17 protein-coding genes and 2 tRNA genes are annotated in these 25,459 nt (G+C 73.2%); 8 read left to right on the forward strand and 11 right to left on the reverse strand.

Annotation, left to right across the window (positions count from 1 at the left end; all coding sequences use genetic code 11):
- Window positions 1-395 precede the first annotated feature (395 nt).
- A complete protein-coding gene (locus WMF43_RS15355) occupies window positions 396-1,415 on the forward strand; it encodes a serine/threonine-protein kinase (protein WP_437681028.1) in 1,020 nt (339 codons plus the stop codon).
- Window positions 1,416-1,840: 425 nt separating this feature from the next.
- Here WMF43_RS15355 and WMF43_RS15360 read toward each other — a convergent pair whose 3' ends face one another.
- Window positions 1,841-3,046, reverse strand: coding sequence for a hypothetical protein (locus WMF43_RS15360; protein ID WP_437681029.1), 1,206 nt, complete (start codon window positions 3,044-3,046; stop codon window positions 1,841-1,843).
- Window positions 3,047-3,619: 573 nt separating this feature from the next.
- Between WMF43_RS15360 and WMF43_RS15365 the strand changes: the two genes are divergently transcribed.
- The 3 genes from WMF43_RS15365 (at window position 3,620) to WMF43_RS15375 (ending at window position 7,530) form a co-directional block, all read left to right on the forward strand.
- Window positions 3,620-4,732 (forward strand): S-(hydroxymethyl)glutathione dehydrogenase/class III alcohol dehydrogenase, encoded by a 1,113-nt coding sequence (locus tag WMF43_RS15365; protein WP_437681030.1) that lies wholly within the window; start codon window positions 3,620-3,622, stop codon window positions 4,730-4,732.
- Between the two features lie 202 nt (window positions 4,733-4,934).
- Entirely contained in the window at window positions 4,935-6,491 is a 1,557-nt protein-coding gene (locus tag WMF43_RS15370; RefSeq protein WP_437681032.1) for an aminopeptidase, read from the forward strand.
- Window positions 6,492-6,870: 379 nt separating this feature from the next.
- Window positions 6,871-7,530 (forward strand): type II toxin-antitoxin system RatA family toxin, encoded by a 660-nt coding sequence (locus tag WMF43_RS15375; protein ID WP_437681034.1) that lies wholly within the window; start codon window positions 6,871-6,873, stop codon window positions 7,528-7,530.
- Between the two features lie 67 nt (window positions 7,531-7,597).
- Here the strand turns inward: WMF43_RS15375 and WMF43_RS15380 are convergent, their stop codons facing one another.
- From WMF43_RS15380 to WMF43_RS15395, 4 genes are all read right to left on the reverse strand, one after another.
- Complete coding sequence (locus tag WMF43_RS15380; protein ID WP_437681036.1) at window positions 7,598-9,298, reverse strand: right-handed parallel beta-helix repeat-containing protein; 1,701 nt, start codon at window positions 9,296-9,298, stop codon at window positions 7,598-7,600.
- Between the two features lie 45 nt (window positions 9,299-9,343).
- Window positions 9,344-10,237, reverse strand: coding sequence for a LysR family transcriptional regulator (locus WMF43_RS15385; RefSeq protein WP_437681038.1), 894 nt, complete (start codon window positions 10,235-10,237; stop codon window positions 9,344-9,346).
- A gap of 77 nt (window positions 10,238-10,314) precedes the next feature.
- Complete coding sequence (locus WMF43_RS15390; protein WP_437681040.1) at window positions 10,315-11,520, reverse strand: choice-of-anchor L domain-containing protein; 1,206 nt, start codon at window positions 11,518-11,520, stop codon at window positions 10,315-10,317.
- A 115-nt stretch (window positions 11,521-11,635) separates the two neighbouring features.
- On the reverse strand, window positions 11,636-16,270 hold the full coding sequence (locus WMF43_RS15395) for a DUF2339 domain-containing protein (RefSeq protein ID WP_437681042.1): 4,635 nt from the start codon (window positions 16,268-16,270) through the stop codon (window positions 11,636-11,638).
- A gap of 311 nt (window positions 16,271-16,581) precedes the next feature.
- On the opposite strand from WMF43_RS15395, the gene WMF43_RS15400 reads away from it, so the two are divergent.
- Window positions 16,582-16,848, forward strand: coding sequence for a hypothetical protein (locus tag WMF43_RS15400; RefSeq protein WP_104980416.1), 267 nt, complete (start codon window positions 16,582-16,584; stop codon window positions 16,846-16,848).
- Between the two features lie 61 nt (window positions 16,849-16,909).
- On the opposite strand, the gene WMF43_RS15405 is transcribed toward WMF43_RS15400, so the two are convergent.
- Entirely contained in the window at window positions 16,910-17,797 is an 888-nt protein-coding gene (locus WMF43_RS15405; protein ID WP_437681044.1) for a DNA adenine methylase, read from the reverse strand.
- Between the two features lie 544 nt (window positions 17,798-18,341).
- Between WMF43_RS15405 and WMF43_RS15410 the strand changes: the two genes are divergently transcribed.
- The gene (locus WMF43_RS15410; protein WP_437681046.1) at window positions 18,342-19,310 is read left to right on the forward strand and encodes a hypothetical protein; all 969 of its coding nucleotides are present in this window, start codon (window positions 18,342-18,344) and stop codon (window positions 19,308-19,310) included.
- Here the strand turns inward: WMF43_RS15410 and WMF43_RS15415 are convergent.
- From WMF43_RS15415 to WMF43_RS15435, 5 genes are all read right to left on the reverse strand, one after another.
- Entirely contained in the window at window positions 19,302-19,676 is a 375-nt protein-coding gene (locus WMF43_RS15415) for a hypothetical protein (RefSeq protein WP_437681048.1), read from the reverse strand. The two genes, WMF43_RS15410 and WMF43_RS15415, sit on opposite strands and share 9 nt — an antisense overlap.
- Window positions 19,677-19,743: 67 nt before the next feature.
- Window positions 19,744-20,439: an NUDIX hydrolase gene (locus tag WMF43_RS15420; protein WP_437681050.1), complete on the reverse strand. Its 696-nt coding sequence runs from the start codon at window positions 20,437-20,439 to the stop codon at window positions 19,744-19,746.
- Between the two features lie 42 nt (window positions 20,440-20,481).
- A complete protein-coding gene (locus WMF43_RS15425; RefSeq protein ID WP_437681052.1) occupies window positions 20,482-22,173 on the reverse strand; it encodes a glycosyltransferase family 4 protein in 1,692 nt (563 codons plus the stop codon).
- A 306-nt stretch (window positions 22,174-22,479) separates the two neighbouring features.
- A tRNA-Glu gene (locus tag WMF43_RS15430) sits at window positions 22,480-22,554 on the reverse strand.
- A 39-nt stretch (window positions 22,555-22,593) separates the two neighbouring features.
- Window positions 22,594-22,667, reverse strand: a tRNA-Gln gene (locus WMF43_RS15435).
- 549 nt (window positions 22,668-23,216) lie between these two features.
- On the opposite strand from WMF43_RS15435, the gene groES reads away from it, so the two are divergent.
- Window positions 23,217-23,522 carry a co-chaperone GroES gene (groES, locus tag WMF43_RS15440; protein ID WP_436617414.1) on the forward strand — a complete coding sequence of 102 codons (306 nt, stop codon included), beginning with the start codon at window positions 23,217-23,219 and terminating at the stop codon, window positions 23,520-23,522.
- Window positions 23,523-23,590: 68 nt separating this feature from the next.
- The gene (groL, locus tag WMF43_RS15445) at window positions 23,591-25,282 is read left to right on the forward strand and encodes a chaperonin GroEL (protein WP_437681054.1); all 1,692 of its coding nucleotides are present in this window, start codon (window positions 23,591-23,593) and stop codon (window positions 25,280-25,282) included.
- The last annotated feature ends 177 nt before the right edge of the window (window positions 25,283-25,459 follow it).

A 25,459-nucleotide genomic window follows, 5' to 3' on the forward strand; every position in this document is an offset into this window, starting at 1 on the left:
ACCGCGCGGCGGGCGGCGTCCCTGAGGGGGACAGCCCGCAAGCGCGTCGGTCCTGAGGGCTCGGGCCCGCACCCCGGCGCCGCGGCGGGCGCGGAAGAAGCGCATTTGCGGCGGCCTCGAGCGGCCTGCTCCTTGCTAACACTCCATGCAAGGTCATGGACAGCCGACGAACTGACAGCCCCACGACGCCCAGCGGCGCATCGATGGATCCTGTGTCGAACCGTTCCCGTCCTGCGAGCGGGGGGAGAGCCTCCTCGCGCGCGTACCGCTCGCCGCGCTCGCCGCGCTGGCCAGCGACTCACCGTCCCCCGTTCGAGCCTGTCGATCTCCGGCCCTCGGTCAGGCTGTCGCGCCCGTCCGGCACGACCTACCGTCATGGCGGGGATGTCGCGCCCGTGGACCCTGCGGGCGACGCCTCGCCACCAGCGAGCGCGCCGCCGGCCACGCTGCGGGCCGGCCTGGCCGGCCTGCCGTCCACGTCTCCGCCCGCTGCGCCCAGCGCGCCGGGCCTCCAGCTGCGGCGCTACGCCCCAGGCGACGTCCTCGCCGAGCGCTATCGCCTCATGGAGCTGCTCGGCGAGGGGAGCATGGGGGCGGTCTGGCGGGCCCGGAATCTCGCCCTGGATCTCGACGTGGCGTTGAAGCTCATCCGTCGCGACTGCGGGGTGCCGGAGGCCTCGACGCGGCTGCTCCGGGAGGCGCAGGCGGCGGCGCGGGTCTCTCACCGAGCCGCGGTGCGGGTCTTCGACCTGAGCGTCACCGAGTCGGGCGAGCCGTTCGTGGTGATGGAGCTCCTGAGCGGGCGGTCGCTGGCGCAGGCGCTCTCCGAGTCGGGGCCGATGCCGCCGCTCTCCGCGGTCCAGCTGCTGCTGCCGGTGATCGGGGCGCTGAGCGCCGCGCACGCCGCGGGGGTGGTGCACCGCGACGTGAAGCCCGCGAACATCGTCCTCGTGCGGGACGGCCGCAGGACGGTGCCCAAGCTGATCGATTTCGGGATCGCGGCCACGGCGGCGTGCGCGCCGGACGACGTGCCGAAGGACGTGCTGGTGGGCAGCCCGGCCTACATGGCGCCGGAGCAGGTGCGCGGCGGGCAGGAGGCCGACGCGCGCACCGACGTGTGGAGCGTGTGTGTGGTGCTGTACGAGATCGTGAGCGGGCGTCGTCCGTTCGGTGGTCCCGGGAGCATCTCGATTGTGCACGACGTGCTGCGCGTGGATCCGCCGCGCCTGGAGGTCTTCGAGGCGCACCCGCGGCTCTGGGACATCATCGAGCGGGGGCTCTCGAAATCGTCGGAGGGGCGTTTTCCGACGATGCCGGCGCTGGGGCGGGCGCTGGCGCAATGGGCGATCGCGAGCGGCGTGGCGCACGACGTGACCGGGGCGTCGCTCGTCGACTACTGGCTTCCCTGGGCCTAGGCGAGGCCGGGACTCGACGGGCGAGAGAGGGCATTCTGTAGGGGGGGCGCCGGCGGGGGGCGCTGCGCGGCAGGGCGCGGGTGGGCGCTCGCCATCCGCCAAGACTGGGGCGAGGGGGCTTGCGCTGGGAACACCGCCCGGCATGTCTCACTTCGGGCCTTGCTGGCTGGGACGTTATGGTGCGCGCCACACAAGGCGCGCCTGAGGCGTGGAGCCACATGGGAGCTTATGGCACCTCGTTCGGTGCTGGATCGCGCCCACCCGCGCCCTGCCGCGCAGCGCCCCCCGCCGGCGCCGGCCTCAGGAGGTCGTCTCGGAGCGGTGGAGATTGATGTGGGGCTTGCGGGCGGCGTGGGGGGCGAGCGGGCGATGCGGAGCGGCGGCGAGCTGCGGAGCGGCGGCGAGCTGCGCAGCGGACGAGCTATTCAGTAGGTTACCTTGCAGGCCTTCTCGTCGGCGAAGGACTTGATGGTCTCTAGCTCGGTCGGGGTGGCGCCGTTGTAGGCCCAGCTGAGGGCGCCCGCGTAGCCTTGCGTGTACCAGCTGGCGAGGATGTCGGGAACCGGGGTGGTGGCGAGGCCGGCGATCGGGAAAACGCCCATGACGACGGGTTTGTCGTCGACATGATAGTCCGCGGGGGACTGGTTGTACGGCCAGTATTCGTTCACCCAGTCGTAGATGTGGAACGTGTAGAAATCGATGTCCGCGCGCGACCAGGCCTTCGACCACTTCATCGCGCGCGAGCCGATCGTGACGAGCGCGGTGCTCTCCGAGCGCAGCACCCGGATCGTGTCGTTGACGAAGGTCTCCATCTGCTCGTGCGTGACCGATTGCACGGAGTTGTCCGGAATGTAGTCCGGGTCGCCGTGAGGGCTATGGCCGTTGATGGCCAGCTCCGGCTCGTTGATCACGTCCCACGCGGCCATCCGGTGGCCGTAAGGGCTCCGCTCGACCGCGCGGGCCAGCGGCCTGACGACGTTCTCCATCAAGAGCGCGCGGCGCCGCGGGTCGGCCATGATGGGCTGGAGGCCGACGATCTTGACGCCCGCGTCGACGCGGGTCGGGTGGAAGGCGTCGTAGGAGAAGAGACAGAACATGAGGTGGACGTCGGCGCGCTCGGCGAGCTCCAGGGCCTTCTCGACGTCGAGCAACGTCCTCTCCCCGAGGCCGATCGGATCCTCGCTCGCGTCGAACAGGACGCTCTCGCCGCGGAACTCCGGCAGCATCCACCACCGCACGACGCTCGCCCCGTGGGCCCGCATCGCGGCGAGGCTCTCTGCGTGCGCCTGCTCCTCGGCCGCGACGCCGCCCTGCCCCCACGCGGCGATGCCGCCGAAGTCACCGCCGAAATGGCGCCACGCGTAGTTGATACCGTACATGAAGCGCGTCTTGCAGCCGACCTTGATGCCGTTCTCCGCCGGACACTCGTCAATACACTCGGCGCCGCTGCCGTCGCCGCCAAGGCCGCCTCCTTCACCTCCATGGTCACCTACCTCGGGCGGAGACCCCCCGCCGCCGCCCACGCCGTCCTCCGCGTCGGAGCGCGGCTTCAGCTCGATGCAGGCAGCGAGCGTCGAGGCGATTGCAGTCACGAACGCGAGGCGGCCGAGTGGAGAAGGAGGGGTGTGCATAAGGAGATCGGGGCGATGGTACGCCCGCCGTCACACGATTGCCATCTCATTGCACTGAGACACCGACGGAGAGCACCTTTTCGCAGAATCACCAGCGCTCGATACAGCCTGGCTGCTCCAGGCCGAGCAGCTCGGTGTGGGGTGGAGTAGGGGAGTCTACGAGCGGAGAACGCTGGGAGTTGGCAGCGCAGGAGTAGGGCAGTGTAGGGGGTGAAGCAGCGTGCAAGTGGTGCAGCGCACGGGCTGGGCAATGTACGCGTGATGCAGCGCACGAGCTGGGCAATGTGCGCGTGGTGCAGCGCACGAGCTGGGGGAATGGTGCGTGGTGCAGCGCAGGGGGAGCGGTGCTGGGGCGCTTCGTGCGGGCCTGGCCGGGGGCGGCGGCAGCGGCGGCGGGCAATGCGGGCGGACGACGGGGCCGGCGCTGCCCGGGCCGGGCGGCGCAGCCTGGGCGGAGGTCCCGCGCGCGGCGGCCGGGATCCCCTTGAAACCTGCTTCGCCGGCCGGCTATGGGAGGGCTCGGGCGCCGCTCGCGCCCCGAACGCCCCGCTCGCGGGAGGAGAACCACCGATCATGCAAGCGCGCGCAGCCGTCGCCCACAAGGCGGGCGAGAAGCTCACGGTCGAGGCCGTCCAGGTGGAGGGCCCTCGCGAGGGCGAGGTCCTCATCGAGATCAAGGCCACGGGCGTCTGTCACACCGACGCCTTCACCCTCTCGGGCAAGGACCCGGAGGGGCTCTTCCCGGCCATCCTCGGGCACGAGGGCGCAGGCGTCGTGGTCGACGTCGGGCCGTCCGTGAAGAGCCTCAAGAAGGGCGATCACGTGATCCCCCTCTACACCCCCGAGTGCCGGCAATGCTCCTATTGCACGAGCGGGAAGACCAACCTCTGCCAGGCCATCCGCGCCACGCAGGGGCGCGGCCTCATGCCGGACGGCACGAGCCGCTTCTCGATCGGGAAAGAGCGGATCCACCATTACATGGGCACGTCGACCTTCTCGAGCCTCACCGTGCTCCCCGAGATCGCCGTCGCCAAGGTCCGCGAGGACGCCCCCTTTGACAAGGTGTGTTACATCGGCTGCGGCGTGACCACGGGCATCGGCGCGGTGATCAACACCGCGCAGGTGAAGCCCGGCGACAACGTGGTCGTCTTCGGCCTCGGCGGCATCGGCCTCAACGTGATCCAGGGCGCCCGCATGGCCGGCGCCGACCTCATCGTCGGCGTCGACATCAACCCGAAGCGCCGCGAGCTCGCCGAGCGGTTCGGCATGACCCACTTCGTCAACCCGAACGAGGTCCAGGGAGACCTCGTGCCCTACCTCGTCGACCTGACCCGGGGCGGCGCCGATTTCAGCTTCGAGTGCATCGGCAACGTCAAGGTGATGCGCCAGGCGCTCGAGTGCTGCCACAAGGGCTGGGGCACGAGCATCATCATCGGCGTCGCCGGCGCCGGCGAGGAGATCTCCACGCGGCCCTTCCAGCTCGTCACCGGGCGCGTCTGGAAGGGCACCGCGTTCGGCGGCGCCAGGGGGCGCACCGACGTCCCCAAAATCGTCGACTGGTACATGGAGGGCAAGATCAAGATCGACGAGCTCATCACGCACACGATGCCGCTCGACGACATCAACCGCTCCTTCGACCTCATGCACTCGGGCGAGTCGATCCGCAGCGTCGTGCTCTTCTCCTGATACGCCCCGCGGCGTCGTCGGACGGACGCCCGCGGGCCGCGATGTCGTCGGATGGACGCGCGCGCGGCCGCGGCGTCGTCGGGCGGACACGCGCGCGCTCGACGCCGCCTGGCCGTCTCGATGTCCCGGCGCGATCGGCGCCTCCCGGCGCGATCTGCGCCCGTCGCCGACTGCGACGGACGCTGCCAAAATTCTGACCCGTGTGACATCATTCGCCGCCATGGTCCATGTCACCTCGCTCGCGGGTCTCCCCCTCAATGCCCTCGCGGAGCCGACGGCGGCGACCGCGGCCTGCGATGCCGTCGTCCTGGTCGCTCCCTCGCCGATCGTGAAGCACGTCGGCGGGCTCGGGCCCGCCGTGGGGGCCGTGGTCGAGGCGGCGGCGCGCGCGGACGGCGCGCTCGAGGGCCGGTGCGCGCCGATCGTGCTGCCGGCGCCCGGGGTGCCGGGCGGGCGGCTCGTGCTCGCGCCGATGGGCGCGCTCACGGAGGACGTGGACGACGTCCGCTCGGTGGCGGAGGCGGCGGCGGCCGGGTTCGCGCGCGCCATCGACGCGGGGGCGAGCCGGCCGCTGCTCGTCGTGCGCGCGCCGGACGCGCCGCGGTTCGCGCGGGCGATCGAGGTGGGCGCGCTCGCGGCGCTCGGGAGCCAGTGGACGCCGCTCGAGGCGCGCGAGGCCGAGATGGCGCCGCGCACGGCCGAGTCGGTCGCGGTGCTCGGGCTGCCGGAGGCGCGCGCCCGCGAGCTCGCCGCGATCGAGGTCGGCCGCGCGCTCTGCCGCGACATCACCGGCACCGAGCCGGAGCGCATGGCGCCCCGCCGCGTCGCCGAGATGTGCGAGGCCGCGTTCGCCCGGACGGGCGTGCTCGTGAAGGTCGAGCGCAACGTCGACGACTACCCGCTCATCAGCGCGGTCTCGCGGGCCTCGCGCGTGGTCGAGCGGCACCGGCCGTGCGTCGTCCGGCTCGACTACCGGCCTCGCGGCGAGATCCGGCGCACGGTGCTGCTCGCCGGCAAGGGCGTCACCTACGACACCGGCGGCGTCGACCTGAAGACCGACGGCCACATGGCCGGGATGTCGCGCGACAAGGGCGGCGCGGGCGCGGTCGCCGGGCTCGTGCGCGCGGCCGCGGCGCTCGGCCTGGAGGGCGTGCGCATCGTCGGGCTGCTCGGCCTCGTCCGCAACAGCGTCGGCGAGGAGTCCTATGTCAGCGACGAGATCATCCGCAGCCGCGCCGGCGTGCGCGTGCGCATCGGCAACACCGACGCCGAGGGGCGCCTCATCCTCGCGGATCTGCTCGCGCTCGCGCGGGAGCTCGCCCAGAGCGGCGCCGCCGATCCCATCCTGTTCTCCGTCGCGACGCTGACAGGCCACGTCTACCGCGCCCACGGCCCCTACACCGGGGCGATCTGCAACGGCGCCGCGCAGCCCGAGCTCGATCGCCTCGACGTGCTCGCGGAGCGCTGGGGCGAGCCGCTCGAGCGCGTGCGCCCGCGGCGCGAGGACTACGCCTTCGTCGCGCCGCGCTCGAGCGCCGAGGACGTGGTCTCCTCGAACCGCCTCGCCTCGGTGAACACCCCGCGCGGCCACCAGTACCCCTTCGCCTTCCTCGACATCGCGTCGGGGCTCAAGGGGTCGACCTTGCCGTTCATCCACCTCGACATCGGCGGCGTCAGCGTGGAGTCCGCAGACTGGCAGTTCGGCCGCCCCACCGGCGTCCCGATCCCGAGTCTCGCCGCCTACCTCACCCCCGATTGAGCGACGGTCGCCCGCTTCGGATACGGGCCCATCTCGACGTTTTCGGTGCTCAGCGCACAGGAGTGCGCTTGCGCGCCGAAAACGCCGATCTGGGCCCGTCTCCTGTGCGGGCGACCGCCGCTCTGTGATCCTCGGGGGGGCGGAGAGGGGGGCCTCGCGTGGGGAGGGGGCTGCCTTTGATTTCCGCGCTCCTCGGATCGTCCGCATCTCCGGGTCTGGTGCGGAGTGGGGGATCCGTCCTTGTCGTCGACGGGGGGCGGGGGGTCGGGGGGATGTGTCCTGGGGTGACATGGGGGCGGGCACGGGGCTGGCAAGCTCGGCGGTTATGGGGGGAGATCGCTCGACTCGGACCGTTCTTTACGCACGGGTACGGCCAGCGATGGCCGGAGGGCTCGCCTTCGTGGCCGCGGCGTGCGGCGCGGGGGAGCGGCGGGGGAGCCAGGATAGGGCGCTCGAGGGGGCGCCGCAGGACATGGGCAGTGAGCTGTGCCTGGCCTCGTCGGGGGGAGAGGTGCGGAGGGAGGCGGCGGATACGGCGGGGATCGTGAGCGAGGCGGTGCCGATCGGGGCGACCGGGTTCTCGCGCGGGCGGTCGACGACGGTCGTCAAGGCGCCGATCGAGCGCGTGCGCGCGGCGGTGCTCTCGTTCGATCGGTATCCGGAGTTCATGCCCCACTACAAGCAATGCCGCCTGCTCGGGCGCACGCCGAACGGCGGGTGGGACGTCTACATGGAGGTCTCGGCGCTGCAAGGCGCGGTCACGATGTGGGCGCGCATCGAGATCCAGAAGCCGGTCGTCGCGGACGGCGTCGAGACCTATACGTCCAGGTTCGTCTCCGGCAACGTGCGAGATCTCCAGGCCACCTGGCGGCTGGAGAAGATCGACGCCCGGACGACACGCCTGTCCCTCGAGGTCTTCCTGCGGCCGAAGCTCCCGCTGCCTAAGCGCCTCGTCAACGCCGAGAACCTCGAGGGGTCGTCGAGCGCGATCGCCGCCATGCGCGCGCGCCTGGAGCAGAGCGACGCCACAGGGCGATGACGAGCGGCCGGGACGACGCGGCGGCGTCCGGCGCGGGCGGCCGGCCCCACGCGACGCGCCGCCGCGCTCAGGGCAGCCGGATGCTGACGTTGTCGAGGCGATCGGCGGGGCTGGCGAGGGGAGGGGAGCCGAGCGTCCACTTGCGCACGGGCGTCCCGGCGGGCAGGCCGACGTAGTTGTCGCGGTGGCGGGATCCGTTGAGGTGCGCCACGTTGCCCGCGAAGGCGCTCGGGCCGCGGGGATCCTCGTCGTGGACGCCGGATAGCGTGTTCCGCGACAGCGTGTTTCCCTCGATCAACGCGCGCCGGCAGGCTCTCAGCCAGATGCCTTTGCCATGGTTGTTCGCCGCCTGGCAGCCGACGATCCTCGCGTCCTGCTGGCCGTCGAGCAGGAAACCCGCCGCCTTCTGCGGGTCGCCGCGCGACAGGCCGGCGTCCACGGGGGGCGCCGGCGGCTGCACGAACAGCGGGATCCGGTCGACGGTGGTGCCGTCGGCGATGCAGTCGATGAACGCGTTCTCCTCGCCGCCCACGAAGCCGCCCTCGGGATCCGGGAGCGGCGCCGACGCGAGGAACCCGGCCGCGAGCCCGCCGTTCTGCGCGGCGCCGCTCGCGTTCCTGTTGCCGATGGCCGCGCAGCCCTTCAGCACGACCTGGGTGGTCGAGTGGAGCGCGAAGCCGCCCGCGGGCGCGTTCACGCCCACGCTGTGGTTGCCGATCGCGCGGCAGCGCTCGAGCAGACCGCGGTGGACCGCCCTGCCGATGCGGAAGCCCAGCGCCGAGAAGTCCCTGACCGCATCGGCGGAAGCGGCCGGGTTCGCGTTGTAGTTCCCGTCCGCCTCGCACTCGACCATCTCCAGGTTGCTCGTGGTCGAGATGTTGAATCCACACGCCCGGTTGCCCGTGAGCGTGAAGTTCCGGTTGGCCCGGCACCGCAGGAACTTGTAGTTCTCACCCCAGGCGAAGAACCCCGCGGGCTCGCCGCCGGACGTGTTGTCGTGCGCCTCGCAGTCCTCGACGAGCACGTTGCGGCAGATGACGAAGTCGACGCCGACCACGTTGAACTGCACCCCGCTCGGCTGAGCGCTGGTGTTCGCCGTGTGGTTGAACACGCACCGCCGGACCTCCACGTTGTCGCAGAACAGGACGAGCGCCCCCAGCGTCACGACGAAGTCGAGGCGGCTCGTGTTCTCCGAGCACACGCAGTTGATCATCCGGACGTCCGACGCGAAGGTGACGTTGCCGCCCGCGTCCTTCGTGCCCATCACGAAGATACCGCCGTTGCGGCGCAGGAAGCTCGTGTCGATCACCCCGTCGCCGCCGCACCTCCTGACCGCGAGATCGAGCAGGTCCACGTGGCGGCAGTCCTTCACGACGATCCCCACCCCCTGCACGGAGGCCACGCTCCCGTTCTTGATCGCCAGGCGCCGCCGCCCGTCGGCGAAGATCCCGACGTTCCCGGAGACGACCTCGCCCCGGCCGGGCGCCGCGCCCGAGCCCGGGTCCACCACGGGCGCGGGGTGGTTCACCTGCCGCAGCGTGCGGCCGCGCAGGTCGAGCGTGACGTCGTCGCTCGCGATCGTGATGGCCCTCGCGCCCGCGTCCCTCGCGACCCACGCGACGTCCTCCGCCAGCGCGTACTGGCCGGGCGCGGTGATGACGAACGGGACATGGCGGTCCGGATCAGGCCCGCCGTTGATGTCCCGGGCCGTGATCGGCGTCCACGCGCCGCGCGCCCTGCCCTCGTCCTCGTGGCTCGTATCGCTCATGGTGCCTCTCGGGAGGCAGTCTATGCCGCCCGCGCGCCGTGGACCTCACCGGATCGGCTCCGCGCGCAGCGACTCGGCGAGCTTCGCGTAGAGCGAGCTCCGCGGATCGTCGCGCCGGTAGATGAGGCGGAAATCGTCGCGCGCCAGGGGGGCGGACGGGAGCAGCCGCTTCAGCTTGCCGCCGCGGAGCTCGGCGGCGACCATGTGCAGCGGCAGCACGGCCACGCCCTCGCCGGCGAGCACCAGCGCCTTCATGGCGGCGCCGAGCCCCACCCAGCGGTGGCGCGCGAAGGCGAAGCGGGAGGCGCCGCCCGCCTGGTCGGCGAGGTACCGGAACAGCGGCATGGACGGGTCGATGTCGAGCAGGCAGTGCTGCGACGCGTGCTCCGGGCGGGAGAACGCCGCCCGGCGGAGGAGCTTCGGGGCGGCCACGAACACGTACCGCTCCTCGTGCAGCGTCTCCGCGGCGAGGGTCGCGGCGCTCCAGCGGGCGCTGGTCACGACGCAATCCACGCTGCGATCGTGGAGGCGCCGCAGGAGGTCGTCGGAGGCGCCGAAGTAGAGGTGGAGCGTCACCTCGGGGCGCCGCCGCGTCAGGCCGCTGAGCTGGGGCACGAGCCAGGACATCCCGAGCTCGAAGCGGGTGCCGAGCGTCAGCTCGACGGGCGCGGGCGCGGGGCTCGCCGCGCTGCGCAGGCAGTCCTCGGCGAGCGCCAGGCACTGGCGCGCCCGCGGCAGCAGCGCGAGCCCGGCGGACGTCAGCTGCACCCGGCGCGTGGTGCGCTCGAACAGCGGCGCGCCGACCTGCTCCTCGATCTGCTTGATGCGCTGGCCGAACGCGGCGGGGCTGAGCGCCACGGCGCGCGCCGCGGTCCGGAAGTTCAGCGTCCGCGCCGCGACCTCGAAGCAGGCCAGGTTCTCCAGGGATGGAAGCTGCATGGCAACATGGTATCGCCCGGCGCAGCCGCCGTGGGGCCGCCGCGCGCCGGCCGGCGCGCGGGCGCCGCCTCCTTCGCCTAGCGCGGGTCCTCGATCGGCCCGGTCTCGACCGCGACCGTGCCGCCGTTCGCGACCCACTTGAAGCCGTCGATGAGCACGGTCGAGTCGAGCATCTCGTCGCCGGTGTCGAAGATCATGAACCGCAGCGTGAGCTCCTCGCCGCCCTTCACCGGGGCCTGCGTCCTCAGCCAGCTCGTCGCGCCGGCGTCGTTCCAGAGCCCGAAGCCGGTGCCCTCGAGCTCGTCCGCGCCGAGCGCGCACCCCTCGCAGACGTTGAAGAAGGCGATGTTGACGCTGACGGGGTTGCCCAGGCTGTCGAACGAGAGGTTGCCGTCGACGGAGCCGGGCGGGGCCGGCGTGGCCAGCGCGAGGAACTGGTCGTTGAAGGCCTCGCAGACGAACTCCGGGTACTCGAACGTGTAGAACTTGAACGCGAACTCGTAGCCGGTCGCGTTCGTCGGCGCGCGGAGGACGAGCTCGAGGCCGATGTCGTCGTTGATGTCCGACGAAGGAGGGCAGTCCGGGTTGTCCTGCGGGAAGCCGTGCGGCGCGTCCCCCGGGCCGTAGTTCGAGCAGGTCGAGTTGTTGCACGCGCCCGGCCAGCCGGCGAGCCGGGCGTTCCCCGAGGAGAGGACGAGCATGCGCTGGCCGCCTTGCACGTGCACGTTGGGCCCGAACCCGTCGAGCACGCCGACCGCGGCCGTGGGACGCGCGGGCGAGCCGTCGCCGCGCACGTACCGCGCGCTCAGCACGCCCCACCTCCTGTCGTCGGGCGACGCCACGGCGCAGAGGTCGACGGCGTTGGCCCCGTGCATCGCGTCGAAGTCGGCGGGCGCGATGTTCCTGTCGCAGGTCGGGGGCACGTTGTCGACGATGCCATCGCAGTCTTCATCGGCCGGCTCGGGCACGTTGCCCTGCCCGTCGGGCTCCAGGTCCTCGACCTCGATCGCGCCCGGGTTGACGTTCCTGTCGTCGTCGTTGCAGTCGCCCTCCGCGACGGTGAAGCCGTCCGCGTCCGCGTCGACCGGGGGAATGGGGTACTCCGGCCCGCCGCCGCCGAACTCGGCGGCCCCGGAGCTGGTCGTCGCGACCGCTCCGCCGCCCGAGCTCGCCCCCGCCGTCGTGGAGCTCGCCGCGCTCCCGCCGCTGCCCTCGCCGAGGGCGACGTCGCGCGGCGCCGCCGAGCACCCGCCGGCGGACCAGAGCGCCGCGCCGACGCTCACGCAAAGACCGAAAACCGAATAGCGCCGGCCTCTCATGATGCATTCACCTCGGTGCTGGCTCGAGGCGACCGAGGAGCACCCTTGTTCCTCGCGTCGCCCCGGCACCTGCAGCACATCATGAGGGCGGCGGCTTGTCTGCGCTCCCCTCGGGCGGCGGCGCGGCGTCGTCGGGCGGCGCTCCCTGCCAGAGCAGCCGCGCTGCCCACAGCGACATCCCCAGCAGCCCCAGCGCCAGGACGACCCCGATCGAGGCGCGGTGTCGCTCGGTGAAGGGCAGATCGCGCCCGACCCGGGCGGCGCCGAATGCAGGGTTGCTCTGGGCGGCGCCGAGCCGCGCCGCGCCCGGCGGCCGCTCGCGCTCGACCCGGTCGAGCACGTCGGCCAGATCGTAACGCGGGCGCTCGCTGAGGGGGTCGCCCACGTAGAGCCGGTGCGGGCCCGCGTGGCCGGCGCGGAACACGAACTCGCGGGCCCGCACCTCGCCGCGCGCGCCCGTGATGGAGAGCGGCGCCGAGTCGCCGTCGTGGATCGTGAGGCGAAGGAAGCGCTTGCGGGTCGGGCTCACCGGGATACGCGTCAGCGACAGCGCAACACCCGTGTTTCCGTGCGGACGTATGTTGTAGATGAGGCCGCCGCCCACGTGTGGCCACACCGCGCGGTAGGTGGTGGAGGCGACCTCGACCTTGCGGCTGAACTCCGGTGTGGCGACGTCGAGGTGGACGGCCTGCAGCGGCACGCCGTCCGCGCCGGCGTCGAGGGTGACGACGGTCGTCTTCGCCTCGGCGTTCCGCTGGGTCTCGACGATCGCGAGCGGCAGCGCCGCTCCCGGCGCGGCGGCGGGCGGCTCACAGGAGACGGCGCCGCCCGTGATCCGGACGTCCGCGGCCGCGCCGCGCGCGGGGGTGCCCTCGCCGAGCAGGCGGATCCGGACCAGGGCGGCGCGCGAGACCGGGTAGGAGACCGAGAGCTGCTCGATGGTCTCCGCGCCCTGGGGGATCCGGTACACGTAGGCCCCGCGCGCGACCTCGGCGAGCGACCTCATGTCCGCGCCCGTGTCGACCCGCGCCTCGCGGAGGAAGCTGCCGCCGAGCACGCTGAGCTCGACCCGGCAGTGGCGCGTCCCGGGCGCGTCGAGCGCCCAGGTCGCGTGCGCCCCGCCGGCGGTGTCGACGCCGGGATCGAGCATGGTGGCGGCGATCCGCCCGGGGGAGGCCGCGGCGCCTGCCTCGTGGAGCACGTACGGCACCTCGGCGCCGTCGGGGCCGGCGATGCGGACGTCGGCGAGCAGCTCCTCGGCGCGGCTCTGGCGGTAGAGGTCGAGATCGACCGCGAGGGGGTGGTCGCCGGGCGCGTCGACACCGTCGATCGGCCGGACGAGCGCGTGCCGTTCGGTCGGCAGCGGCGCGGCGACCTGCGCGTCGGCCGGCCGCGCGCAGGTCGCCGCCGCGAGCAGGACGAGCGCGCCGGCCGCGCCGCCGGGGCCGGCGCGCAGGAGCGTCACGAGGCGCCGGCCGAACCGCGCGTAGAGGAAGCCGCCGCCGACGAGCAGCGCGCCGACGCCCGTGAACAGGGCGATCTGGTAGATGCGCTCCACGTGCCACACGTCCCACGCGAGGAGCTTCGCGATCGTGACGGCGAACAGCAGGAGCCCCGCGTAGCGGTGGAACACGTCGCGCGCCGCGAACCCCGCGGTGAGCAGCGCGATCGCGGCGAGGGCGAGCACGAGCGTGGTCGCCATGGCGAGGCTCCCGCGCTGGGCGGCGAGGGCGGCCTCGTGCTGCGCGGCCAGCTCGGCGAACTCCGCGGCGTCGAGCGGGACCGGGGGCGCGGCGGGGAGCTCGACGATCGCGCTCCGCACCTCGACGACCAGGGTCCCGATCAGCAGGGCGTAGCCCGCGCCGAGCGCCGCCCACGAGGGCGCGCGCAGCGCGGCGCGGCCGCGCGCGGCGCCCGCGGCCGCGCCGCGCGAGAGCATGTGCCCCGCCGCGAGCAGGGCGGCGCCCACGCCGGCGAGCGCGTAGGCCCTCGCGTTCCGGCCGACGGGGACGGCCATCAGCCCCTCGCGGCCGCGCGTCTCGAGCCAGGTCGTCACGAGCGACTCGGTCTCGACCCAGTCGACGGCGAACGCCCGCGCGATCGCGGCGAGGAAGAGCAGCGCGGCGACGGCGAGCCACGCGCGCTCGGCGGTGCGCGCCGCGATCGCGGCCGCGACCGCCGCGAGGATGCCCCAGACGACCGTGACCGTCGCCCCGCCGAGCCCGAACGCGACGGCCGCCGCGAAGAGGGCGAGCGCCTGCCCGAGGAGCAGCGCGATCCGATCTCCCGGGGCCGCGGCCGCGCCGCGGCGCGCGCCGGGGCCGAGGAGCGCCGCGCCGAGCGCGAGATCCAGGGCGCCCGCGCCGGCGGTGAGCAGCGCGCGGAGCGTGGGCGTCTCCTCGGGGGTCGCGCCGAGCGCGACCGCGACGAACCCGAGCGTCGCGACGCTCGCGGCGAGCGCGCCGGGCCACGAGAGCGCGGGCGCGCCGGGCTCGGCGCGGCGCCGCGCGGCCGCGCCCGCGGCGCCCAGGAACACCAGCATCACGAGCGCGGACGCCCCGAGGAAGAGCGCGTCCACATGCGCGCCGGCGTGTGCGCCGACCGCCGCCGGCGCCCTCACGGCGTCCGCGGCGGCGTCCGCGGCGAGCGCGCCGGGCGCCGCGGCGAGCGCGCCGGGCGCCGCGGCGGCGAGCGCGCCCGCCGAGGCGACCGCCGCGGCGAGGAGCAGGGCAGGGAGCTCGGCGCGCGCGGCGAGCCACGCCACGAAGCCGGCCGCGAGCGCGAGCGCGAGCGCGAAGAGCGCCGCCTCGGTCCCCAGCAGCAGCATGCCCGCGACGCAGGCGAACAGCGCCGCGCCCGCGGCGCACTCGATCGCGGTCTTCCGCTCGAGGGGGCGCGCGCGCCCGGCGCCGCGGAGCCAGCCCGCGACGTAGACGAGGGCCCAGGCCGCGGTCATGGCGACGAGCGCCGGCCGGTGCGGCGCGGGCGCGTCGGCGAACGATGCGGCGAAGGCGAGGAAGGCGGAGCCCATCGGGGCGATCAGCCAGCCGCTGGCCCCGAGCGCGCGCAGCCCGAGGGTCGACGCGACGGCGAGCGCGATCGCGGCCGCGGCGAGCGCGCGCGGGGCGTCGAAGAGCAGCGCGCCCGCGCCCGCGTGGGCGAGCGCGAGCGCGACGGCGCCGAACGCCTTCGCGCTCGCGGGCGCTGCGGTGGTCGCGTCGCGGGCCGGCGCCGCGCCGCTCGACGGGGCAGGGGCGGTCGCGACCCCGTCGGGCGCGGCCGCCGCGGCGCTCTCGCCCGGGCCGGGCGCGCGCGCCCACAGCGCGCGCAGGATCGCCTGCGCGGCGGCGAGCGCGACGAAGGCGAGGGGCACCGCGCGGGCGGCGAGCGGGAAGTAGGGGCCCGAGGCCGCCTCGGCCGGTCCATCCGTCGAGGGCGCCGCGAGCGGGTCTCCGCCGAGCGGCGATGCGCTCGCGTCGAAGTGGCGATCGTACCACCCCCAGAACAGCGCCGCGTGCCCGGCGAGCGCGAGCCAGGGAGCGACGCGGAAGCCGAGCTTCGCCGAGATGGCGTGGACGACGCTCGTCATGAGCAGGAGGTAGCCGAACAGGAGCAGCGGCCGATCCTGTCCGGTCGACAGCACGACCGGGTTGAGGAAGCTGGCGACCAGGGTGAGGATCAGGATCACCTCGCCGCGGTGTCGGAGCGCGAGCGCCGCGCCGAGCAGGAGGATCGCCGTGTTCGCGGCGAAGGCGGCGGCGATCGGCACGAGCTCGTACAGCACCGCGCTGGTCCACACCGACGCGATGAGGATCGCGAGCCCGAGCCCGAGGAGCGCGTGGACGAACCGGCGCTGCGTTCGCCGGCGGATCACCTCGGCGCCCGCGAGGAGCGCGGCGCCGGTCGCCGCGCCGATCGCGACGCGCCCGGTCGGTCCGATCCAGGCGTTGTCCGCGGCGTATTTGAAGAAGAAGAGCGCGCCCAGCAGGAAGGTGGCCGCGCCTGCGCGGGTGAGCCACGTGAGGCCGAGCCGCTCCTCGATCGAGGGCGTCTCGACGGCGCCCTGGCGCGCGGCCGAGCTGGCAGCCGAGGCGCCGGCGTCGAGCGCCGCCGCGGGGTGGAGCTGCGCCGCGGCCGCGGCCGCCGGCGGCGCGGCGATGGCGTCGGTGGTGACCGGGTGCGCAACGGCGGCGGCGTCGGCGAGCGCCGCGGGCGCCCCGGCCGGCATGGCGGCGTCGGCGAGCGCCGCGGGCGCCTCGGCTGGCATGTCGGCGTCGGCGAGCGCCGCGGGCGCCCCGGCCGGCATGGCGGCGTCGGCGAGCGCCGCGGGCGCCCTGGCCGGCATGGCGGCGGCGTCGGCGAGCGCCGCGGGCGCCCTGGCCGGCATGGCGGCGGCGTCGGCGAGCGCCGCGGGCGCCCTGGCCGGCATGGCGGCGGCGTCGGCGAGCGCCGCGGGCGCCTCCGCTGCGGCCAGGGCTGGTGCTTCCGGCGCCGGTGCGACCTCGCCGCGCGCGCCCTGCGCCGCGGCGGGCAGCTCGGCGTGGCCGCGCTGCCGCGACAGCTCGGCCACGCGGCGCTCGAGATCGTGGATCCGCAGCAGCAGGTCCTCGTTGCGCCGGCTGGCCCGGACGGCGAACACGAAGGCCGCGAGGGGGGCAACCAGGAGGTATCCGGCGAGCGCGAGCCCGAAGAAGTAGAGGATCCCTGCCCCCATGAGGCGCTTCGTAGCATGGGGCTGGCAGCGCTGGCGCCGTCCGGCCGCGCGTCCCTTGTGCTGTTCATGCGGCTCGCGCTGCCCGCTCGACCTGCGGGCGAGTACTTTTGGGCGTGCGCTGGGACTGAGGTAAGGTGTCGCCTCATGAGGAACACACGCCTGCCTGATGCGCCTCGCGCCAGGCGCCTGCTACCTTCCCCGTGTTCCCGGACGGCGGCGTTGCTCGGGGGGGAGCGCCACCATCCGGGAACAACCTCTTTGTCCTCGTCGTCCGCCGGTTCCGCTGCTCTCACCCGACAGGAGATGTCGCGATGCTGAAGCACCCGACCGTCTCCGCCTGGCAGCGAGATCACGAGGAGGGCGGTTACCAGGCCGAGATCCGCGGCTGGACCTTGCGCGTCCGCTGGATCCCCGAGCGACCTGGCGAGCAGCGCGGCTTCGTGTGGGAGGCCGTCGATCCGGCGGGAAAGAAGATCACCTCGAGCGAGGTGTACGAGGAGATCGAGGTGGCGATGGCGAACGCCGAGGAGCGCGTCGCCCCCGATCCGGAGAAACACGAGTCGAAGACCGTCGACTGAGCCGCTCTCCGGCGACGGCGCGCGGCGGCGCGCCTTTGCCCGCCTTGTCGGCCGGCGCGCCTCAGCCCGCCTTGTCCGCCGGCGCGGCCTTGCGGCTCCGCCGGGTCGTGTAGTTCCGGATCACGATCTCTCCCACGCGGCCCCTGGCGTCGCTCTTCGCGTTGATGCTCCGGAGCGCCGCGACGCGGTCGACCCGGAACTTGCTGTAGAGGGGCGGGATCTCGGGGACATCGGAGTTCGAGAGCATCACCAGGACGCCCTTCTTGTCGAGCGCCGCGAAGAGGGCGGCCAGGCGCTCCTGGTCGCGGAAGCTGAAGCCTCCTGCGCTGTAGGAGGTGAAGTTGGCGGTCGACGACACGGGCGAGTACGGCGGGTCCAGGTAGACGAAGTCGCCGGCCTCGGCGTGGTCGATCACGCGCTCGAAGTCGCGGACCGCGAGCTCGACGCTCTGGAGCGCCGCCGAGCAGGCGCGGAGCTGGGGCCGGTTGCAGATGGACGGGTTCACGTAGCGGCCGAAAGGCACGTTGAAGCGGCCGGCGCTGTTGACGCGGTACAGCCCGTTGAACCCGGTCTTGTTCAGGAAGATCGTCCGCGCGGCGCGCGCGGGCAGCGAGAGCGAGGCCGGGTCGAGGTCGCGGACCCGGTAGTAGTGCGCCTCGTCGTAGGTGTGGTGGCTCAGCGCGGCGATGACCTCCTCGACGCTGTCGCGCACCGCCCGGTAGCAGTCGACGAGCTCGGAGTTGACGTCCGTCAGGGTCGCGCGCGCGGGCTGCAGGCTGAAGAACAGCGCGGCGCCCCCGACGAACGGCTCGAAGTAGCGCCCGTAGGACGCGGGCAGCAGCGGCTGGAACTGCCGGAGCAGCTGGCCCTTGCCGCCGGCCCACTTGAGGAACGGACGTGGCAGCGGGGGCGCGGCGCTGTCGGGTTCGGTGACAAGGGCGGTGGTCATCGCGCAATACTGGACGCCAACCTACCAGGGCGCGCGATCGTCCTCAACCGCCGTCTCGCCGCGCGTGTACCCCCGCGCGAGGCGCCTCGCTCGGCCGACTTCCTCGCCCGCGACCCCCGCAGCCACGGGCTGCTCCATTCGTCGCGCCGAGCTAGGTCGTTCTATGTCCATCTCCCCGTCCGCGACGTGCGGCAAGATGCCTTGTGGACGAAATGGTTCCTGGCGGGTTTGCTGAGTAGTTTCGCGGTCTTGTGTCGCATTGTCGGGGCGCGTGACGTGGTCTCGGCGCTCCCCGGATCACGGCATGTCGGCGCTTGCACGGCGGCGGAGCAAGGATAAGTTGAAGTCTCGTCACGCGGGTTGATCAGCCGCTCCCGGAGCGGTGTTCTCCCGCCTTTGCACACCGCCGCCTCGGGCCATCTCGCCGGTTCGTCCGAGCGGTGCGGCAGGGTCTCGCGCGATCGACGCGCGATGAGCGCCCTGTTGCCTGTGGCGCGGCTCGCGCAGGAGCCGCCGTGTCCGGTTTGACTGGAGGAATGCCGCCATGACGCTTGCCTTCGACCTCAATCGCGACGACGCCCTGCAGCAGCGCCGCGCCGCCCCGGCGGACGGCCCGGGCTGCTTCGGCGACGCGGCGGATTACCGGGCTCAGCGGATCCTCTACGCCGCGCGCGGCTGGATCGCGGAGCAGGACGGCATCACCACGGACGGGCGCTCGCTCATCGTGCTGCACGCCCACGAGACGCCGCCGGACCGGCGGGAGACGCTCGTGCGTTGCTTCGAGCGCGTGCTCCTGCACGCCCCCCGGCCGGAGCTCCCCGCGCTGGCCGCGTCGCTGCGCCAGGCGGGCCTGTCCGTGGACGAGGCGTTCTCGGTGATGGGCGCCCCGGCCGGCGAGGTGTACGCCGCCGTGCAGGGGCTCGGCCGGTTCCGGTCGTTTCCGGCGGGGCTCCGCCTGGCGCCGGTATCGCCGGACGACGACGAGGATGCGGTCGCCGCGATCCAGGAGCTCCAGGCCGAGAGCGGCCACGCGCCGCTCCCGGGCTGGACCCTGCGCGGCGGCGAGGGGCGCTCCGTGACGCTCGCCTTGTGGGACGCCGGCGGCGCGCTGATCGGCTGCACCACGCTGTGCGTCGTGACGCGGCCGGCTGCCGTCGGCGGCGGGCGCGAGGCGGCCGCGCAGCTCGGGCTGCTCGGCGCCCCGCCGCTCTGGATCTCCGACGTGGGCGAGGCGCCCTCCTGGACCGGGATGCCGATCTGCACCTGCCTGCGCGAGGACTACCGGGGCCGCGGGCTCGGGGCCCCGCTCCAGGCCTCGGCGCTGCGGGAGGGGCACGAGCGGTTCGGGATCCGCTGGTTCTACGCGCTCGTCAGGGCGGGCGACGAGATCGCGAAGCGCATGAACGCGCGCTGCGGGCTCGCCCCGCACCGGGCCGAGGGCTTCCTCCTCGCCTCGGCGGGCCCGTCCGAGCGCCCCCGGCGGCCCGCGGAGGGGCGCCGCGGCTCAGGCTGACAGCACGGGCGCGAGGATGCGGCCGAGCTCCGCGGCGACCTTGTTCTGGCGCGGCACACGCGCGCCGATCGAGGCCAGGTAGAACGTCCGGTCGCACACGGTGAGGCGCGTCGCGTAGAAGTCGTCTCCGCCGGCGACGGCATCGACGATCTCGTCGAGCTCGGCGTAGCCGGAGATCTTGTCGGCGCAGCCGGCGCCCAGCGCGGCGAGCAGCGCGAGATCCTCGTCGCCGCCCGCGCCGCCGAGCAGCGTTCCTTGCTCGCCGGCGAGGGCGACGGCGCGCACGCCGCTCCCCAGCGTCGCGTTCTCCAGGCAGCGCCCCACGGCGTCGCGGGGGACATCGGTCGGAGCCTTCGGTTGCTTCATCGGGGTGCCTCCGGCCGCGACTCTGCCTGGCCCGGCGCAGGCGCCCAAGAAATCGGCGAGCGACGCCTCAGCCGAGCGTCCAGAGCGCCGGCGTCTCACCGGCGAGGCGCCGGCGGATGGTCTCGAGCGCGCGCTCGTAGTAGCCGTCGCGCGCGACCACGAAGTCCTCGAGCCGCACCTCGCGCGGAGCGATCTCCACGGCGCCCGACGCGCCCACCGTGCGCCGGACGAGGCCGGTCGCGCTGGGCACTTCGCCGCGGGCGAGGCGCAGCGCGGCCCCGAGCGGGAGCGAGATCAGCGCGGCGATCTCGTCCGGGTGGGGGCGGAACGCCGCGAGCGCGCGGCGGGTGGTCGCGAGCAGCACGTCCTGCAGCTCGCAGTCCACGATGGGCGGCGCATGGTCATCGCGCTGGCGGCGCGTGCCGAGCCGGAGCACGTCGCCCGGCGCGAGCGGCAGGCCGATCTCCTCCTCCGCCTCGCGCAGCACTTCCGCGAGGTCCTCGCCGGCGCGGTAGTGCCCGCCCACGGCCACGTCGAGCGCGCCGGGCCAGGTATCCTTCTCCGGGCTGCGCTGCTGGAAGAGCACCCACGGCTCCGCGTCGCCCCGGCGGGCGTCGGGCTCCCGCTCGAGGATCACCCAGACGTGGACGCTCCGGTGCCAGTCGCCGTCGCGGTGGACCAGCCGGCGCGCCTTGCGCATGCCGAGCGGATTGCCGCTGCGATCGAAGACATCGAAGAGCTCGTCCTCGTCCTGTGCCGCCATGCTGCGCGAGCGTAGCGCAAGTCGAGCGGCGGTGCGCCTTCGCTACCCCGCGTGCTCCTCGACGAAGTCGTACTTCATGAGGAAGAGCACGTGTCGGGCGACGACATCCCGCGCCGCCGGCTCGCCCGTGCCCTTCGTCAGCACCGCGAGGATCCTCCCGAGGCTGAGCGGCGCGCCCGTCGCATCGGCGCGCACGAACCCCTGGAGGACCCGCTTCAGCAAGCCGAGCTCCAGGTACTGCCACTCGGCCGCGTAGTGCCCCGGCAGGGTCGCGGCGCCGCGCACGAGCTCCCGCCCGCGCGGCGAGAGCCGCAGGAGGGCGCTCTCGTCGAGCGTGCGCGACGCGTAGTGCCCGAAGCACCCGCCGTAATCCAGCGTCGCGTAGGACGTGCCGCTCCGCTGCGGCTCCGGGGCGCGCCGCGCCTCCTCGGCCAGCTCGCTCCACAGCGCCTCGTACCGCGCGATCACGGCCGGCCACGCGTAGAGCTCCTCGGCGCGGCGGCGCGAGCGCCGCCCCATGTCGTCGCGGAGCGCGGGCTCGTCGATGAGCCGCTGGACGCTCGCCACGAGCGCGCGCATGTCGACGACGACCGACTGGGCGAGCGCGAGGTGATCGTACGCCGAGTCGCTGAGCAGCGCCCCCGCGCTGATCTCTCCCTGGCAAGGGGCCCACAGGGTGGGGACGAGGAAGCCGGTCTCCCCGTGGACCACCGTGTCGCGGTAGCCGTCCCAGTCGGACACGACCTGCGGCACCCCGCAGGCCATCGCCTCGATCGGCGTGAGGCCGAAGGTCTCCTGGATGTTGTCGACCGGCGACACGAACACGTCGGCGGCCCGGTAGAGCTGCTCCTTCCAGGGCATGAAGCGCGCGCCCTCGGTGATCACGCGGACGTCGTCGCCCACGCCCACGTGCCTCGCGTAATCGGCCACGGCGGCGCCGAAGCGCTCCCCGGCGCGCTCCGTCCCGGCGCAGACGAGGCGCAGCGAGCGGCCCGTGTTCCTGGCCTTGAGCTCGGCGAACGCCTGCACGAGCGGGAGCAGATCGGCCTTGTCGATGAGGCTGAGGCGGCCGACCCAGAGCAGCACGAAGGCGTCGTCCTCGAGGTCGAACCGCGCGCGCGCCGCGGCGCGGTCGCCCGCCGCGCGGCCCGCGGGGAGGTAGCGGTCGACGTCGACGCCGAGGGGGATGAGCTCGTAGCGGCCGCGGTAGCCGAGCTGCGTCCCGTGCTCCTCGTTGAAGCGCCCGGCGACGTGCTCGATCAGGCGCTCCAGCGCGCGCTGCGCCGCCCGCGACGTGCAGACGAGGGCGTCGTAGCTGTGCGGCTTCGCGAGCAGCAGCCGCAGCACGTTGTGGAGCAGCTCCCCGTAGCTCAGCGTGTGATGGACGAGGGTGACGGGGTACGGCGCCTCCGCGCGCGCCCGCAGGGCGAACGGCGTGAACGTGTCGAACTGCGCGTCGTGCCAGGCGGCGAACCGGAAACCGTCGAGGTTCGTGAGCTCCCGCCGGTCGTGGAAGCTCGCGCGCGCCGCGCCGTCCGGGAGCTGCCCCTCGCCCGCGGCCCGCTGCCGCCCCGGATGGAAGAGCGCGTACCGGTGGCGCCGGCCGTGGTGGAGCAAGCCCTCGACGAACCCATCGACGGCCACCTGCCGGCCGACGACGACGCCGTCCTGTTCCGGCGCGTGGTGGAACATCCCGACGGTGGAGGCGGGCAACTCATCCAGAGGATTCATCATCCCCGCGAGTGTAGTCCTCCCCCCGTCCGTCCCAGCTTGTGCATCCGCCGCCGCACAGGAACGATGAGGAGCACGCAGCGGGGGGCCAGCGCCAAGGGGCAGCACGGTGCGCGGCCAGGTCCTGACCGACGTGCTGCTGCGCGACGTGATCCGCGGGTCGAGCCCGCTCCCTCCAGGCTCAGGCCGCCCGCGGCGTTCGCCGGAAATAGCCTGACGCAGGAGGGGCTGCGCGGGCGACGTGGTCGGCGACCTGATCGATCGACGACCGCTCGTCGCGAAGCGCTGGTAAGGAAACTCGTTTGAGGCTGGCGATCCCAGCGGGAATCGAACCCGCGTTACCGGCGTGAGAGGCCGATGTCCTAACCGCTAGACGATGGGACCTTGTTCTGTCGAGAGGGCCGGCAGCTACGCTGATCGGCCTGGCTGGGGGACAAGGATTCGAACCTTGATAGCAAGAGCCAGAATCTTGCGTCCTGCCGTTAGACGATCCCCCAAGGGGTGAGCGCTCTGCATCAGCGCCACGGGCCGCGGAATCTACTCGGGCTGCCCTGGTTGTCAAGCGATCAAATCGGAGGCCGGCGAAGAAAACGTTTCGGGGCGGAAAATCCGCTGCATTTCGCGCAGGGTCGTCGCCGTCGCGCCTCCCGCCCGGCCGCGCCCTCCCACCCACCGCCGCCCAGGACGACCTCCCGCACCTCGCACACGCGCCACGACGCGGCCTTGTCTCTCCAGGACGTTCTGTCTCGCCGCGCCGAGCGACATCCTCCAGAAAACTCCAACAATTCTAGCTTCCGGCCGCGGTCGCTGGCGCGTCGAAAAGTCGTGCCGGCCTGCTTTCGACCACTTGACGCGCCGGGCGCCTGATTTACTTTCGGCCGCGGTTTAGCCACCGACCTGGGAGAGTGCCAAGCGCCTGTGATCCCGGGCACTTAGCTCTCGTCCTGTGCGTTCTGCGCGCGGGCAGGCGCGCGGAGCACGCCTGCGGGGGCGCACGGGATGTCCGGCGGGCCGGTGGTCAAGCAACCGATGACGAGGGAGCCACCATGAAAATCAGGCCGCTGCAGGATCGGATTGTCGTCAAGCGTGTCGAGAGCGAGACGAAGACCAAGGGGGGCATCATCATCCCCGACGCTGCGAAGGAGAAGCCGATCGAGGGGCGCGTCGTTGCGGTCGGCAACGGCAAGGTCCTGAAGGACGGCAAGGTCCGCCCGCTCGAGGTCAAGGTCGGCGACAAGGTGCTGTTCGGCAAGTACAGCGGCACCGAGGTGAAGCTCGACGGCGAGGAGCACGTGCTCCTCCGCGAGGACGACGTGCTGGCCGTGACCGAGTCCGCCTCGGCCGCGACGTGATCCGGGTCGCGAGGCAACCGAACGCAAGCGTTGCAGATGCGGCCGCGCGGCCGCGAGGGGATTGAGACATGGCTGCGAAGCAGATCGTTTTTAGCCGCGGCGCCCGCGCCGCGATCCTGAAGGGCGTCAACACGCTCGCCGATGCGGTCAAGGTGACCCTCGGGCCCAAGGGCCGGAACGTCGTCATCGAGAAGAGCTGGGGCGCGCCCGTCGTGACCAAGGACGGCGTCACGGTGGCCAAGGAGGTCGAGCTCGCCGGCAAGCTCGAGAACATGGGCGCCCAGATGGTGCGCGAGGTCGCCTCGAAGACCAGCGACAAGGCGGGCGACGGCACGACGACGGCGACGGTGCTCGCCCAGGCGCTCTTCGGCGAGGGCCTGAAGCTCGTCGAGGCCGGCCATAACCCGATGGACCTGAAGCGCGGCATCGACGCGGCGGTCGCGAAGATCATCGAGGCCGTGCAGCAGGCCGCGAAGCCCACCAAGGACAAGGACCAGATCGCCCAGGTCGCCACCGTCAGTGCGAACGGCGACAAGGAGATCGGCCAGATCCTCGCCGACGCCATGGAGAAGGTCGGCAAGGAGGGCGTGATCACGGTCGAGGAGAACAAGCGCATGACGACGGAGCTCGAGACCGTCGACGGCATGCAGTTCGACCGCGGCTACCTCTCGCCCTACTTCGTGACCGACCCCGAGAAGATGACCGCGGTGCTCACGAACCCGCTCATCCTCGTGCACGAGAAGAAGATCTCGGCCATGGCCGACCTCCTGCCGCTGCTCGAGCAGGTGGTGAAGCAGGGGCGCGAGCTGCTCATCCTCTCCGAGGACATCGAGGGCGAGGCGCTCGCCACGCTCGTCGTGAACAAGCTGCGCGGCACCATCAAGGTCGCGGCCGTCAAGGCGCCCGGCTTCGGCGATCGCCGCAAGGAGATGCTGAAGGACATCGCCATCCTCACCGGCGCGACGGCGTTCATGGAGGACCTCGGCCAGAAGCTCGAGAGCGCCACGGTGCGCGACCTCGGGTCGGCCAAGCGGGTCGAGATCGACAAGGACAACACCGTCATCGTCGACGGCGCGGGCGACAAGACCGCGATCAAGGGCCGCATCGAGGCGATCCGCAAGCAGATCGCGGACACCACGAGCGACTACGACCGCGAGAAGCTCCAGGAGCGGCTCGCCAAGCTGGCCGGCGGCGTGGCCGTCGTGAAGGTCGGCGCGGCGACCGAGACGGAGATGAAGGAGAAGAAGGCGCGCGTCGAGGACGCCCTGCACGCGACCCGCGCGGCCGTCGAGGAGGGCATCGTGGTCGGCGGCGGCGTGGCCCTGCTCCGGGCCGCCTCCGCGCTCGAGGCGCTCAAGTTCAACGACGAGCGCGACGCCGGCGTCCGGCTCGTGCGCCGCGCCGTCGAGGCGCCGATCCGCCAGATCGCCCAGAACGCGGGCGTCGACGGCACGGTCGTCGTCGAGAAGGTCCGGACGGGCGCGGCCACGTTCGGCTACAACGCCGCGACCGACGCCTACGAGGACCTGCTCGCGGGCGGCGTCATCGATCCGGCCAAGGTCGTGCGGCACGCCCTCTCCAACGCGGCCAGCGTCTCGGGCCTGATGCTCACGACCGAGGCCCTCGTCGCTGACAAGCCCAAGAAGGAGAAGGCGTCGGCCGGCGGGGCCCCCGGCGGCGGCATGGGCGGCATGGGCGGCATGGGCGGCATGGGCGGCATGGGCGGCATGGGCGGCATGGGCGACTTCGACATGGGCTGAGCGCTCGCCCGCGCCGCGCGCGCCCGCGCCGGGTCACGGCGCGGGCGGCGCCGCCGCGCTCCTGGCGGCGGCGCCGGACCAGAGGGCGCGCGGCGCGCCCGCTGAATCAGGTGAGGGGTCCTCCAAAGCATGCTCGCTTGGAGGGCCCCTCGCGCTTTGTGGGCCAGAGCATTTGGC

Source organism: Sorangium sp. So ce131, assembly GCF_051519095.1.
GTDB lineage: Bacteria > Myxococcota_A > Polyangia > Polyangiales > Polyangiaceae > Sorangium.

Bases quoted from the DNA above. Each gene is read 5' to 3' on its own strand.
- WMF43_RS15405 (WP_437681044.1), bottom strand. From the start codon at position 17,797: ATGACCACCGCCCTTGTCACCGAACCCGACAGCGCCGCGCCCCCGCTG.
- WMF43_RS15425 (WP_437681052.1), bottom strand. From the start codon at position 22,173: ATGATGAATCCTCTGGATGAGTTGCCCGCCTCCACCGTCGGGATGTTC.
- WMF43_RS15420 (WP_437681050.1), bottom strand. From the start codon at position 20,439: ATGGCGGCACAGGACGAGGACGAGCTCTTCGATGTCTTCGATCGCAGC.
- WMF43_RS15365 (WP_437681030.1), top strand. From the start codon at position 3,620: ATGCAAGCGCGCGCAGCCGTCGCCCACAAGGCGGGCGAGAAGCTCACG.
- WMF43_RS15395 (WP_437681042.1), bottom strand. From the start codon at position 16,270: ATGGGGGCAGGGATCCTCTACTTCTTCGGGCTCGCGCTCGCCGGATAC.
- groL (WP_437681054.1), top strand. From the start codon at position 23,591: ATGGCTGCGAAGCAGATCGTTTTTAGCCGCGGCGCCCGCGCCGCGATC.
- groES (WP_436617414.1), top strand. From the start codon at position 23,217: ATGAAAATCAGGCCGCTGCAGGATCGGATTGTCGTCAAGCGTGTCGAG.
- WMF43_RS15415 (WP_437681048.1), bottom strand. From the start codon at position 19,676: ATGAAGCAACCGAAGGCTCCGACCGATGTCCCCCGCGACGCCGTGGGG.
- WMF43_RS15400 (WP_104980416.1), top strand. From the start codon at position 16,582: ATGCTGAAGCACCCGACCGTCTCCGCCTGGCAGCGAGATCACGAGGAG.
- WMF43_RS15410 (WP_437681046.1), top strand. From the start codon at position 18,342: ATGACGCTTGCCTTCGACCTCAATCGCGACGACGCCCTGCAGCAGCGC.
- WMF43_RS15385 (WP_437681038.1), bottom strand. From the start codon at position 10,237: ATGCAGCTTCCATCCCTGGAGAACCTGGCCTGCTTCGAGGTCGCGGCG.
- WMF43_RS15375 (WP_437681034.1), top strand. From the start codon at position 6,871: ATGGCCGGAGGGCTCGCCTTCGTGGCCGCGGCGTGCGGCGCGGGGGAG.
- WMF43_RS15360 (WP_437681029.1), bottom strand. From the start codon at position 3,046: ATGCACACCCCTCCTTCTCCACTCGGCCGCCTCGCGTTCGTGACTGCA.
- WMF43_RS15380 (WP_437681036.1), bottom strand. From the start codon at position 9,298: ATGAGCGATACGAGCCACGAGGACGAGGGCAGGGCGCGCGGCGCGTGG.